This window comes from Azospirillum melinis (assembly GCF_013340935.1).
Lineage (GTDB): Bacteria > Pseudomonadota > Alphaproteobacteria > Azospirillales > Azospirillaceae > Azospirillum > Azospirillum melinis.
In genome coordinates this window covers 86612-99056 of the sequence record NZ_WHOS01000002.1, presented here as the reverse complement: position 1 = coordinate 99056, position 12445 = coordinate 86612, and the positions used below count along the sequence as shown (strand labels likewise).

Genomic DNA, 12445 nt, shown 5'->3' with positions numbered 1-12445 from the left:
CCGGCCTCACAGGTACGGGCGCGGATCGGCGATCCGGCCTTCGATGGCGGAGGCGGCAACCACCGCGGCGTTGCAGAGGTAGATTTCCGAATCCGGGCTGCCCATCCGGCCGCGGACGTTCAGCGTGCCGGTGGACACCGCGCGCTGGCCCGCCGTCATCGTCGCGATGCGGCCGAAGCAATAGTCGCAGCTGGGGGAGGAGACGAAGGCGCCGGCCTCCACCAGGGTGGACACCAGACCCTCGCGCGCCGCCGCCGCCATCAGCTCCTGGCTGGTCGGCACGATGTGCAGCGACACGCCGGTCTTGACCCGCCGGCCCTCCAGCACCTTGGCCGCCGCCCGCAGATCCTCCAGCCGGCCCGAGGCGCAGGAGCCGAGATAGCCGGCATTGATCTCCAGTCCGAGGAATTCGGTCAGGTCGCGGGTGTCCGCCGGGGTCGGCGGGACGACGACGATGGGTTCCAGATCCGACAGGTCGATGTCGTGGACCGCTGAATACTGCGCGTCCGGATCGCTCGACACCGGCTCCAGTTTCTTGCGGGCGCGCGGCAGGGCGTAGTCCAGCCGCACCGGGTCGGGATTGACGATGGCGGTCAGGGCGCCGGTGAACATGGCGAGCCCGGTGATGGTCTGCAGCCCCTCCGTCGACATCGCCGCCACCGACGGTCCGCCCAGCTCCAGCACCTGGAAGCGGCAGGAACTCGGCCCCAGCCGGCGCACCAGATGATGGAAGACGTCACGCGCCATCACGCCGGGCCGCAGGGAGCCGCGCAGATTCACCCGCACCGTATCGGGCACGCGGATCGACACCGTGTCGCTGACGAAGGCTTCCATCACGTTGCGGCGCAGCCCGATGGCGAGCGTGCCGAAAGTGCCGAGCTGGCTGACATGGCCGTCGAAATGGACGACGAAGGCGCCCGGCGTCGCATAGCCGACCTCGGCCGCCACCTGATGGCCGATGCCGTGGCGTTCGAACAGCGGCACATCGTTCTCCGCGCACCAGTTGCGCGTGTTGATGTGCAGTTCCTCCTCCTTGGCGGTGGCGGTCGGCACCATGTGGTCGATGAAGATGCCGAAGCGTTCCGGCTCGGCCACCCGCTCGATGCCGAAATCCTCCTTCATCGTCTTGAAATAGACGTCGGTGTAGCCGGGGAAGTCGTAGGCCAGCACGAAGTCCGGCTTCGCCTTGATGTCCTGTCCGGCGCGCACCGCGGGCAGCCCCGCCGCGCGTGCCAGGATCTTCTCGGTGATGGTGTAGCCCATGGCGTGGATGTCTCCGCTCCCGCCCCTCAGCGGCCGAGGCCGAGGGAGCCGGGATTCATCAGCCCCTGCGGATCGACGGCGCGCTTGACGCCCTCCAGCAGCGACCAGGTTTCGGGGGTCACGATCTCGCGGAACGGATAGTCGCGGGCGACCTGCCAGCTGACGCCGCCGAGGCTGCAATACAGCTCCTGCGTCGCACGGCGCAGTTCCGCCACCGCATTGCGCGCCGCGGGGTTGGCCGGACGGTCGCGCCAGGGCTTCACCACCTCGTCGCCCAGGCTGGCGGCGTGCAGCGGCGTGATCTCGTCGTTCCAGTAGAAGGCCGGCTCCAGGAAGAAGTCGTTGCCAACCGTCATGGTCATCACCGAATAGATGATGCCGTGCTTCTCCATGAAGCCGCGTTTCTCCGCAAAGAAGGCGTCGTTGGCGGCGACCACCTTGTCGGCGTCGCCCAGCGGGAAGATGGCGTGGATCGGGACCCAGCGCTGGCCCTCGCGCCCCAGCATGCCGCGCACCGGCCCGAAGGGCTTGGAGCGCATGACCTTGGGCACGCTGTTCTCGATCTCCTTGCCGTGGCGGGCGCCAATCTCGCGCACCGTCTGCATCGCCTCGCGCAGCTGGGTCTCGCTACGCCCCTCCACCACCAGATGGAGGGTGAAGTTGTGGTCCTTGAGGAAGGCGGTGCCGGCGGTGGCGACGCTCAGCGCCTCCTTGGCGCCCTGGAACAGCGACTTGCCGGCCTTGGCGACGTTGCCCAGCGTCTTCAGTCCGTCCGACAGCTTGTTGACGCTGGCCGAATGCTCGACCTTGGTGCGGTCGATGCCGAAGCCTTCCGACACGCAGCGCGCCCGCGCCATCTCCACCTGGGCAGCAGCCATCGCCTGCATGGTGGTGAAGCCGAAGGACAGGAAATCGGTGTGCTCCGGCCGGCGGTGCAGCCGCAGCGTCGCCGCCACCTTGAAGCCCATGGCGCCGTTGTCGCCCAGGAACAGGCCGGTTAGGTCGGGACCGCCCGAGCGGGTGAAGGGCTTGGTGCCGACGCGCCCGCCCGACCCGGTGGTGACGATGCGCCCGTCGGCCAGCACCACGGTGACGCCCAGCACGCTTTCCGCCACGGTGCCGTGCAGGGCGGAGCCGAAGAAGGCACTGTTCTGCGACAGGGCGCCGCCGATGGTGGCGTTGATGCCAGACAGCGGCCCCCAATAGCCGGTGCGCAGGCCGGTTCCCTCCAGCGCCTCGTTCAGCGCCGCCCAGGTGCAGCCGGTCTCAACCGTCACATAGAGGCTGTCGGTGTTCAGGTCGATGATGCGGTTCAGCCGGCGGCTGTCGATGACGACCGAATTCGGGCCTTCGGGCAGATAGCCCTTGGTGTAGGACATGCCGCCGCCGCGCGGCACCACCGCCACGCCGGCGTCATGGGCGGCGCGCACGGTGGCGGCAACCGCGTCGCGGTCGCGCGGCAGGGCGATGGCGAGCGGCGCGATGCCCGGCTGCCAGAACACGTCGTTGGCGTAGAAGGTCCGGCTCTTCTCGTCATCCAGCAGGCCGTCGGGCCCAAGCGCCGTGCGCAGGGTGTCGATCAGAGTGGCCGGGCCGTCGAGGGTGGCGATGCTCATGGGGATGTCCCTTTCGGGTATGATCGGGCTGAATGATCAGGCCGCGAGCGGCTCGAACCGGAAAGTCTCGGCCGTCCGGCGGACATAGCCGGTGTGGGGAGCGCCGAAATGGGCGGGGAAGACCAGGGCGCCGCGGTCGGCGGCATGGTCCAGCAGCCGGCGGCGGGTCGCCACCGCCTGCGCCTGATCCTCGCAGAAGCGGCTGTTCCAGTCGGGGCGCGCCACCTGCATCGGTTGGTGCAGGCAGTCGCCGGTGAAGTAGGCGGCGTGCCGGTCCGACTCCAGCCGGACGAACATCTGGCCGGCGGTGTGGCCGGGGGCCAGTTCCACCGACAGCCCGTCGAGGATGCGGTCGCCGTCCTCGATCAGTTCCACCTGCCCGGCTTCCCAGACCGGCAGGACGCTGTCCTCCATCACCGGGCCGTTGCCCGGCATGCCGACCAACCCACCTTCGGGGCTGCGCCAGTGCTTGAATTCCTGCGCACCGTAGATGTAGCGGGCGTTGGGGAAGGTCGGCACCCAGCGCCCGTCGACAAGCTGGGTGTTCCAGCCGACATGGTCGATGTGCAGATGGGTGTTGATGACCAGGGTCACGTCCTCCGGCTGCACGCCCGCTGCCGCGAGGTTTCGCAGATAGGGCTTGTCCAGCATGTGGAAGCGCTCGAAGCCGGGGGTGTGGCGTTCCTTGTGGTTGCCGCAGCCGGTGTCGACCAGGATCACATGGCTGTCGGTGCGGATCAGCCAGGAATGCATGCTCGACATCAGGCGCTTTGATGCCGGGTCGAGGAAGTTCGGTTCGGCCAGTTCGGGGTTCCGGGTCAGGATCGCCTCGTCGTAGGCCGGAAACAGGAAGCCGGGGTCGAAGCCCGGCGTCAGCATTTCCTCGATCCGCGTGACCGTGAACGCACCAAGGGCGATGGTGTGCATAGTCCTCCCCTCGTGCAGGATGCCGGCGGCCGGTCCGGGAAATCAGGGGACAGCGGCGTGCCGGAGCATGGGGCGCCCGCCATCCGCAAAGGCGGTGGGGCGCGCTTGTTCTGTTTGTTTGGCAAGGAAACCATTTGCGCTTGATCGTGTCAACAGGCAAAATTGGTGTCACTGTTTGACACGGACGGCGCATCGCGTTAGGGACGGTGGAAAGGGGTTGCGGAACCCCGTGCCGGCCATCAATGCTAGCCGGCGCTGCTACCGCGGCGGGATGATGGCGGTTCCGCCGTCTTCCGCCGGCTGTGCCGGACAGCGGCGTTTCCGCCTGGACTCGACACGCGGGACATCCATAAGGGGCTTGATCGTATGGACACCGAACAGGACGACAACCAGGGCGCGGACAATCAGGGCGCAGAGCTAGGTACGGAAAAGAGCGGTCTCAGCGTCCGCGCGGTGTCGCGGGCCCTGGCCGTGCTGCGCAGCTTCTATCAGGAAGGCCCGACGCTGACCCTGACGGAGGTCGCCAGCGCTGCGAAGCTCGACAAGGGGACGGCGCGGCGCATCCTGCTGACTCTGGTGCAGGACGGCTTCGCCGCCTTCGACGCACAGAGCCAGAAATACAGCCTGGGGCTCGAGATCCTGAAGCTGGCCGGGGCGGTGCCGGAACGCCGAGACCTGCGCCAGATCGCCTCCACAATCCTGTCGCGGCTGGCGAAGACGACCGGCAGCACCGTGTTCCTGTCGGTCTATCACGACGGATCGGCCGTCTGCCTGGACCAGTTCCACAGCGACCGCTCGGTCGAGGTGCGCTGGTGGATCGTCGGCGGGCAGCTGCCGATGAATTGCGGTGCGGCACCGCGGGTGCTGCTGGCCTATCTGCCGGAGGCGGAGGTCGACCGCGTGTTGTCGCGCGGGACCACGCGCCTCACCCCCCACACCACCACCGACCCCCGCCAACTGGCGAAGGAGCTGGAGGAGGTGCGGCAGCGCGGATGGTCGGTGGCGGTCGATGACGTGATCGAGGGGCTGGCCGCCATCGCCATGCCGCTGTTCGAGCCGGACGGCCGGCTGATCGCCGCCGTCAGCCTGACCGGCCTGACCCCCCACATCGTCCGCAACGGCCAGCCCAATTTCCTCGACGACATGCGCGACGCGGTGCGGGAGATCTCGGCCAACCTCTATTCCCTGTCGGCGCCGCCGCTGCACCGCGCCGCCCGCGCCCAGTCCGCCATCGGCGGCTGAGATGGGACGGCGGCAGTATCGCCTTATGACACAGGGTGCGAAACTTATGCTTCGGACTTTCCGTTGAGGAAGGCAGCGTAGCAGTCGATGGTTTCCTGTACCGCCTGGGCGCCCTGACCGGGATACCAGACGGTGGCAGGGGTCGGCGTGACCTCCGTTCCGGGCGGGGCGAGCGTCTTCGCCTCCGCCAGCCCTTCGACCAGCATGTCGGCCGGACCGGCGCAGATCAGGGCCGGACGGGTCAGGCGCACCAGGGCCGCCCGCGTGTCGTAGCGGAAGGCGGCGCGGTAGGAGCGGTCGTAATGGCTGCCGCTCGCCAGCAGTCCCATGGTCCAGTCATGCAGCACCGCCGCGGTGGGGACGCCGATATCGCGGACGGCGGCGCGCTCCTGCCGGTACCATGGCCAGAACAGGAACATGTCGCGCCGCATGTTCCAGGCCTGGAGCAGATGCAGCCCCCAGCGGTCGGCGGCCAGCGGCGGGAAGTAATGGTCGAGGATGTCGGCGCTGAAGTCTGCCGGGATCAGCACCGGCGCCTCCAGCACCGCGCGGCCGATCCGCTCGGGGTGGCGAACCGTCAGGTCGAGGGCCACCAGCGCGCCGGTATGGGTTCCCCACAGGTCGAACCCGTCCAGACCGAGCGCGTCGGCCAGCGCCAGCATGTCGTCGGCCAGCGCGCCGATGTCCACCGCACGCTCCGGCTTGTCGGACTCGCCGTTGCCGAGATAATCGGGGGCGATGACCTCCCGTTCCGCCGCCAGCCCATGCAGCAGCGGCAGCAGCGGTGCCGACGAGCCCGGTGCCGACTGGAAAGCCAGCAGCGGCCGGCCGCGCCCGGCGCGGCGCAGATGGATGCGGCCATGGGGCGTGTCGGCGTAGTCGTGCCAGACCCGCAGTGGGTCGGCGAAAGGCCGGGCTGGCGGCAGCGCAGCGGCGGCCTTCCGGCCGGCGGCCATCGGCGCGAGACGGTTGGCGACCTCCGCCAGCCCATCGATGCGACTCTCCCCGGCGGCAGAGCCGGTCTCCGCGCGCATGGCGTCCAGGCACAGCGACCACAGCGCCCCATACCGGTCCGGTGCGACGGCGGCGCTGCGCAGCATCGCATCCAGCTCAGGCGGAGCGGGCAGGGGAGCGCCGCTCCTGGCCGGATGGCTGGCATCACGCGGTTCCAGAACATGGGCGTCGCGCAGATGCGCCCACAGCACTGCCAGATGGGTGCCATCCGCACGGGGAGTCAGCGAAGCGGGGCGCAAGTCCCGTTCGCTCCACCCCTCCGCCATGGCGGTGTCGACCAGCAGCACGCCGTCCGGCTGCCACCCCGTTGTCGGCAGAGCGCGTGCCAGAGGGGCCGCAAGGTCGAAGGCCAGCAGCGGGCAGGCGGTCAGGCCGAGACGGCGGGCGGCATTGGCGATCAGGCGGGCCAGTCCGGCGACGTCGTTCGCCCAGCTCGTGACCGACCCGCCGGTTCCCGGCAGGTCGAGCGCGGTGACGGTCCAACCCGGCAGGGCACCTGCCAGCCGGTCGGCACAGACAGAGGCCGCTTCGATCAGACCGGGAAGGACCAGCAGATCCGGGCCCGATCCGCTGCGCCAGACACGCATCTGGCTGTCGGCGAGGGTCACGTAATGGGGTGTCGACATCAGTTTCCTCCCGATTGGCTGGCATCAGGCGCCTGCTCTTCGATGATGTGCGGATGTAGGGGATGGGGGCGCGAAGCGCCGGCCCTGGTCACTTCGGGCCTTATGTTCGCCATACTGACGGTGTCGCTATTTGACACTCAGTTCATAGGATGACATAGTTTCCGCAACACCGACAAGTGCGGTGCCGGTGGGGCTGCAAAGCATCGTGCCCCGGCACCGCCCGGATGCAGAAACTCCACCGTAAATTCTAATTGAATCGTCAGGGAGGAACGGCATGGCCTGGCCGGACGGGATCGGCGTTTCCAAACGGCGCGAGCTGCTTTTCGGCACGCGCCTCGTACCGTGCTACAGCGAGCGTCCAGCCACCATCGACGCCATGTTCCGCGCCGCCGTCGCGCGCCGGCCGGACGGCGAGGCGCTGGTGGATGGGGAGCGGCGTTACAGCTATGGGCGGCTGGACGCGCTGGTGACGCGCGCCGCCGCGTCCCTGCTGGCGCAAGGCGCCCGGCCGGGAGACCGCATGGCGCTTGTCCTGTCCAACCGTGCGGAATTCCTCATCGCCCTGCTGGCGGCGGCCCGCGCCGGCATCGTCGCGGTGCCGGTCAGCGCGCGGGAACAGCGGCCGGGCATCGCCGGCATCCTGAGCGACTGCGGCGCCTCCATCCTGATCCATGACTCGGGCCTCGCCGACCGGATGCCCGACGCCGCGGAGGTGCCGTCGCTCGTCTCGCGCTTCTCCGCCGGCGGAGCGGTGGACGGCTGCCGCCCCTTCGAGGAGTTGCTGGAAACCGCCGCCGACCTTCCACAGTCCGCGGAACCGCAGCGGGAGGAGGACACCGCCGTCATCCTCTACACTTCCGGCACCACCGGAAAGCCGAAGGGCGCGCTGCTGGCCCATGTGAACATCATCCACTCCGCCATGCATTTCGAGGAATGCTGGGACTATCGCGAGGGCGAGCGGGCGGTGCTGGCGGTTCCGGCCTCCCACGTCACCGGTCTGGTCGCCGTCGTCATGGCGATGATCCGCGTCGCCGGCTGCACCGTGATGATGCCCGCCTTCGAGGTCGCCGGGTTCCTGGAACTGGCGAGCCGGGAGCGCATGACCACCACCGTGCTGGTGCCGGCCATGTACAATCTCTGCCTGCTGCGCGCCGATTTCAGCCGCTACGACCTGTCGTCCTGGCGGATCGGCGGCTTCGGCGGCGCCCCGATGCCGGAAGCGACGGTGGAGGCGATGGCGGAACGGCTGCCCGACCTGCATCTGTTGAACGCCTACGGTTCGACGGAATGCGCCACCATCATCAGCGTCGTTCCCATCGGCCACACCCGCGCCTGCCTGGATTCGGTCGGCATGTGCGTGCCCTGCGGCGACCTGCGCATCGTCGACGATCAGGGCCGCGAATGCCCGCCGGGGGTGAGCGGCGAGGTGTGGATCCGCGGCCCCATGACCATCCGCGGCTATTGGAATCGCGAGGACGCCACCCGCGACAGCTTCGTCGACGGCTATTGGCGCTCCGGCGACATCGGCACGCTGGACGGGCGCGGCTATCTCCGGCTCCACGACCGCAAGAACGACGTCATCAACCGCGGCGGCCACAAGATTTACAGCGTGGAGGTCGAAAATCTGCTGGTCCGCCATGCGGATGTGGTGGAGGCGGCGGTGGTCGCTCATCCCGATCCGGTGCTGGGCGAGAAGATCCACGTCTTCGTCATTTCGAAGTCGGGCAGCCTGACCGAAGAGGACGTGCGCGACTTCTGCCGGGCCAGCCTCGCCGAGTACAAGGTGCCCGATTACGTCACGCTGCTGGGCGACGCGCTGCCGCGCAACGCCAACGGCAAGGTGACCAAGCGGGTGCTGCGCGATCAGGTGTCCGCGACCTAGGCCCGCCTCAGCCCCACCGCCGCCTCGACGAAGGCGATCAACTGCTCGGCATAGAGGTCGGGCGTGATGCCGCGGCGGCGGTGCTTGGCGCGCTTCACGTACCAGTCCTGCAGCATCGGCTTGATCAGCGCCGCCGTCATCGTCACGTCGGGCATGGCGAACAGGCCGCGGGCGACGCCGTCGGCCAGCGCGTCGGCGATCATGCTCTCCGTCAGCATCTCGCTGGTGACGGCAAGGTCGCGCCCGTCCTTGGGGAAGGACTTTGCCTCCATATAGGCGAAGACGAACCAGGGATGCATGGTCTCGGTCAGGAACAGGTGGGTGCTGAGCAGCCAGCGCAGCCGGGCGGCCGGGTCGTTCGCCAGCCCGTCGGGCGGGTGGCCCAGCACCTCCTCCACCACGCTGACGACCTGGCCCAGGATCATCATCAGCAGCGTGTCCTTGCTGTCGAAATAGGCGTAGAGCGCCCCCATGCTCAGCCCCGACTGCTCGGTCAGGTCACGCAGGCTGGTGGAGTGGAAGCCCTTGCGGTTCGCCAGCATCAGCGTGGTTTCGACGATGCGCGCCAGATTGCCGATGGCGACCGCCGGCTTCTTCACCCGGATGGTCGCGGCATGCCGCTCCAGGATGCGGGCGCACAACGCCTCCATCGACAGATCGTGCCGTGCCTGGAAGTCGCGCAAGCTGTTCATACCGGCTGTCCTATCGTTTGCGATGCTGATCGTTCTTGCACATCATCGGCGCCAAGGATATAAAGCGAGCGCTCGCTCGATTTTTAAGAGTGCCGATCGGGGCCGTGCCCCGCCGCCTCGCCAAACGATCCCGACCATGGGAGGAAGCATGAGCGTCTCCATCGATCTGACCGGCAGGACGGCACTGGTCACCGGCGCCTCCAGCGGCCTGGGCCGCCACTTCGCCGGTGTCCTGGCGAAGGCGGGCGCCCGCGTGGCGCTGGCCGCGCGGCGGACCGAGGCGCTGGCCGAAACGCGGTCCGCCATCGAGGCCGCCGGCGGCAGCGCCGTCGTCGTCGCCATGGACGTCACCAACCCCGTCTCCGTCATCGCCGCGGTCGGCGAGGCATGGGGGGCGCTGGGCCGCATCGACATCCTCGTCAACAATGCCGGCGTCACCGCCACCCGCCCCTTCCTCGACATGAGCGAGGAGGAGTGGGACCGGGTGATCGACACCAACCTGACCGGCTGCGCCCGCGTGGCGCGCGCGGTGGCGCAGCGCATGCGTGACGATAAAGCAGGCGGGGCCATCGTCAACATCGCCTCCATCCTCGGCATGCGGGTGGCGGGGCAGGTCTCGTCCTACATCGCCGCCAAGGGCGGGCTGGTGCATCTGACCAAGGCGATGGCGCTGGAACTGGCGCGCCACAACATCCGCGTCAATGCGCTGTGCCCCGGCTATGTCGAGACCGAGCTGAACGCCGATTTCTTCGCCAGCGATGCCGGCAAGGCGCTGGTCAAGCGCATCCCGCAGCGCCGGCTAGGCCGGTTGGCCGATCTCGACGGGCCGCTGCTTCTGCTGGCGTCGGATGCCGGCGCCTACATGACCGGATCGGTTCTGGCCGTCGATGGCGGCCATCTGGTTTCCTCCCTCTGAACGAACGGAGCGGTTCAATGGATTTCACCCTTCCCGCGGAGTTGGAAGATTATCGCCGCCGTGTCCGCGCCTTCGTCGAGGACGAGATCCTTCCCGTCGAGGCCGACCGCGCCAACTGGGACGAGCACGAGAACATCGCCGAAGCGCCGCTGGAGGCGCTGCGCGCCAAGGTGAAGGCGGCCGGGCTGTGGACCCTGCAACTGTCGAAGGAGGTCGGCGGCCACGGCCTGCCGATGGTCGGCGTCGCCGCCTGCTATGAGGAGATGAACCGCTCCATCTTCGGTCCCGTCTGCTTCAACGCCGCCGCACCAGACGACGGTAACATGCGGCTATTGAGCATGGTCGGCACGCCGGCCCAGAAGGAGCGCTGGCTCGCCCCGATTGTCGAAGGCCGCGTGCGCAGCGCCTTCGCCATGACCGAACCGCATCCGGGTGGCGGCTCCGACCCGTCGATGATGAAGACCAGGGCGGAGCGCAAGGGCGACCGCTGGGTGGTGACGGGTCGTAAATGGTTCATCACCGGAGCCGACGCGGCGCAGCACTTCATCCTGATGGCGCGCACGTCGGACGATCCGCGCAAGGGGCTGACCGCCTTCCTGTTCGACAAGGACCAGCCCGGCTGGCGCATCGAGCGCCGCATCCCGATCATGGGGCCGGAGGAGCATGGCGGCCATTGCGAGCTGATCTTCGACGGGCTGGAAATCCCGGACGAGAATGTGGTGATGAAGGTCGGCGACGGGCTGAAGGTGACGCAGATCCGGCTCGGCCCGGCTCGGCTGACCCACTGCATGCGCTGGACCGGCCTTGCCAAGCGCTGCCTGGAGATCGCCGGAGCTTACGTCAAGGAGCGCGAGAGCTTCGGCATGCCGTTGGCCGAGCATGAAGGCGTGCAGTGGATGCTGGGCGAGACGGCCATGCAGATCGAGATCGGCCGGCTGCTGACCATGAAGGCGGCGCACGCGCTGGACAGCGGCAGCTTCGCCCGCAAGGAGGTGTCGATGGCCAAGGTCCAGGTTGCCGACACGCTGTTCAAGGCGGCGGACACGGCGATCCAGCTTTGCGGTGCGCGCGGCTATTCGAAGGACACGGTGCTGGAATGGATCTACCGCTACGCCCGGCAGGCCAAGCTGGTCGACGGCGCGTCTGAGGTCCATAAGATGGTGCTGAGCCGCAGCTACCTCGCCGAGGGCGACGATTTCTGGGGCTGGCGGTGAGCGGCGGCGGCAAGGCCGGTCTTGCCCCCGATCAAAAGGCCGCTCTTGAAAGCTGGCTGACCGGACAGGCCGGGGCGCGGTCGGTCAGCGTGATCGACGAGGGGCGGCTCAGCGGCGGCGCCATCTCGCTCAACCTCGCGGTGACGCTGGAGATCGACGGCGGGCCGCTATCCGGTCGCCATCCTTGCGTGCTGCGCACCGGATCGGCGTCCGGCGTCTCGGCCAGCCTGGGCAAGGCGGAGGAGGCCGCGGTCCTGCGCGCCGTTTTCGCCGCCGGCGCCACTGTGCCGGAGCCGCTGTTCGTGGGCGCCGATCCGGCCATGCTGGGGGCACCCTTCTACATCATGCGGCGGGCGACGGGCGTCGCCGCCGGCTTCCGCATCGTCAAGAGCGAGGAACCGCGGCGCGAGTTGGCCCATGAACTCGGCCGGCAGCTCGGTTTGATCCACCGGGTGCGGCCGGGCCAGACGGAGTTGGCGGCAGGGCTGGAGTTTCTGGAGCTGCCGGAACCGACAGCGGCCTTGCAGGCGGTGGCGGATTTCCGCCGCTGGGCCGGGCGCTATGCCGCCAGCGATCCGGTGCTAGCCTACGGCCTGCGTTGGCTGGAGCGGAACGCACCGGCGGCCGGCGATCTCGTGCTGTGCCATCGCGACTACCGCACCGGCAACTACATGGTCGATGCTGACAGGCTGACCGCGATCATCGATTGGGAGTTCGCCGGCTGGTCGGATCCCATGGAGGATCTGGGCTGGTTCTGCGCCGCCTGCTGGCGGTTCGGCCGCAACGACCGTGAGGCCGGCGGCATCGCCGACCGCGCCGACCTCTATGCCGGCTACGAGGAAACCGCCGGACGCAGGGTGGACCCGGCCGCTGTCGCCTATTGGGAGGCCGCGGCTTGCATGCGCTGGGCGGTCATCGCCATCCAGCAGGCCGACCGCCACATCTCCGGCACCGAGCCGTCGCTGGAACTGGCGCTGACCGGCCGGATGCTGCCGGAGATCGAAATGGACCTGCTGCGCCACCTCGATGCCGTCGAGGCCGCGCCATGATCGG

Annotated in this window: 10 protein-coding genes; 5 read left to right on the top strand and 5 right to left on the bottom strand. The window is 68.7% G+C overall.

Translation table 11 applies throughout. The annotated features are described in order from the left end of the window. Window positions 1-6: 6 nt before the first annotated feature. From GBZ48_RS02135 to GBZ48_RS02125, 3 genes are read right to left on the bottom strand one after another with little or no spacing between them, the layout of a single operon-like run. Window positions 7-1263, bottom strand: a complete 1257-nt coding sequence (locus tag GBZ48_RS02135; RefSeq protein ID WP_174469497.1) for a 3-isopropylmalate dehydratase large subunit — start codon at window positions 1261-1263, stop codon at window positions 7-9. A 26-nt stretch (window positions 1264-1289) separates the two neighbouring features. Continuing rightward, a complete protein-coding gene (locus tag GBZ48_RS02130) occupies window positions 1290-2879 on the bottom strand; it encodes an FAD-binding oxidoreductase (RefSeq protein ID WP_174469496.1) in 1590 nt (529 codons plus the stop codon). Window positions 2880-2915: 36 nt separating this feature from the next. Further along, a complete protein-coding gene (locus GBZ48_RS02125) occupies window positions 2916-3806 on the bottom strand; it encodes an MBL fold metallo-hydrolase (protein ID WP_174469495.1) in 891 nt (296 codons plus the stop codon). A gap of 366 nt (window positions 3807-4172) precedes the next feature. Between GBZ48_RS02125 and GBZ48_RS02120 the strand changes: the two genes are divergently transcribed. Beyond that, window positions 4173-5048: an IclR family transcriptional regulator gene (locus GBZ48_RS02120; protein WP_174469494.1), complete on the top strand. Its 876-nt coding sequence runs from the start codon at window positions 4173-4175 to the stop codon at window positions 5046-5048. A 44-nt stretch (window positions 5049-5092) separates the two neighbouring features. Here the strand turns inward: GBZ48_RS02120 and GBZ48_RS02115 are convergent, their stop codons facing one another. After that, on the bottom strand, window positions 5093-6688 hold the full coding sequence (locus tag GBZ48_RS02115; RefSeq protein WP_174469493.1) for an alpha/beta fold hydrolase: 1596 nt from the start codon (window positions 6686-6688) through the stop codon (window positions 5093-5095). Window positions 6689-6962: 274 nt separating this feature from the next. Here GBZ48_RS02115 and GBZ48_RS02110 point away from each other — a divergent pair, with 274 nt between their 5' ends. Beyond that, the gene (locus tag GBZ48_RS02110; RefSeq protein ID WP_174469492.1) at window positions 6963-8570 is read left to right on the top strand and encodes a class I adenylate-forming enzyme family protein; all 1608 of its coding nucleotides are present in this window, start codon (window positions 6963-6965) and stop codon (window positions 8568-8570) included. On the opposite strand, the gene GBZ48_RS02105 is transcribed toward GBZ48_RS02110, so the two are convergent. Next, window positions 8567-9262, bottom strand: coding sequence for a TetR/AcrR family transcriptional regulator (locus GBZ48_RS02105; protein ID WP_098736486.1), 696 nt, complete (start codon window positions 9260-9262; stop codon window positions 8567-8569). The two genes, GBZ48_RS02110 and GBZ48_RS02105, sit on opposite strands and share 4 nt — an antisense overlap. Before the next feature lie 148 nt (window positions 9263-9410). Between GBZ48_RS02105 and GBZ48_RS02100 the strand changes: the two genes are divergently transcribed. Genes GBZ48_RS02100 through GBZ48_RS02090 form a run of 3 tightly spaced genes read left to right on the top strand, consistent with a single transcriptional unit; the run spans window position 9411 to window position 12441 of the window. Beyond that, entirely contained in the window at window positions 9411-10178 is a 768-nt protein-coding gene (locus tag GBZ48_RS02100; RefSeq protein ID WP_174469491.1) for an SDR family NAD(P)-dependent oxidoreductase, read from the top strand. 17 nt (window positions 10179-10195) lie between these two features. Beyond that, entirely contained in the window at window positions 10196-11392 is a 1197-nt protein-coding gene (locus GBZ48_RS02095; protein WP_174469490.1) for an acyl-CoA dehydrogenase family protein, read from the top strand. Next, window positions 11389-12441: a phosphotransferase gene (locus GBZ48_RS02090; protein WP_174469489.1), complete on the top strand. Its 1053-nt coding sequence runs from the start codon at window positions 11389-11391 to the stop codon at window positions 12439-12441. The genes GBZ48_RS02095 and GBZ48_RS02090 overlap by 4 nt, the downstream gene beginning before the upstream one ends. The last annotated feature ends 4 nt before the right edge of the window (window positions 12442-12445 follow it).

Excerpts from the sequence above, each read along its gene's own strand:
- GBZ48_RS02135 (WP_174469497.1), bottom strand. The coding sequence starts at position 1,263 with ATGGGCTACACCATCACCGAGAAGATCCTGGCACGCGCGGCGGGGCTG.
- GBZ48_RS02130 (WP_174469496.1), bottom strand. The coding sequence starts at position 2,879 with ATGAGCATCGCCACCCTCGACGGCCCGGCCACTCTGATCGACACCCTG.
- GBZ48_RS02125 (WP_174469495.1), bottom strand. The coding sequence starts at position 3,806 with ATGCACACCATCGCCCTTGGTGCGTTCACGGTCACGCGGATCGAGGAA.
- GBZ48_RS02120 (WP_174469494.1), top strand. The coding sequence starts at position 4,173 with ATGGACACCGAACAGGACGACAACCAGGGCGCGGACAATCAGGGCGCA.
- GBZ48_RS02115 (WP_174469493.1), bottom strand. The coding sequence starts at position 6,688 with ATGTCGACACCCCATTACGTGACCCTCGCCGACAGCCAGATGCGTGTC.
- GBZ48_RS02110 (WP_174469492.1), top strand. The coding sequence starts at position 6,963 with ATGGCCTGGCCGGACGGGATCGGCGTTTCCAAACGGCGCGAGCTGCTT.
- GBZ48_RS02105 (WP_098736486.1), bottom strand. The coding sequence starts at position 9,262 with ATGAACAGCTTGCGCGACTTCCAGGCACGGCACGATCTGTCGATGGAG.
- GBZ48_RS02100 (WP_174469491.1), top strand. The coding sequence starts at position 9,411 with ATGAGCGTCTCCATCGATCTGACCGGCAGGACGGCACTGGTCACCGGC.
- GBZ48_RS02095 (WP_174469490.1), top strand. The coding sequence starts at position 10,196 with ATGGATTTCACCCTTCCCGCGGAGTTGGAAGATTATCGCCGCCGTGTC.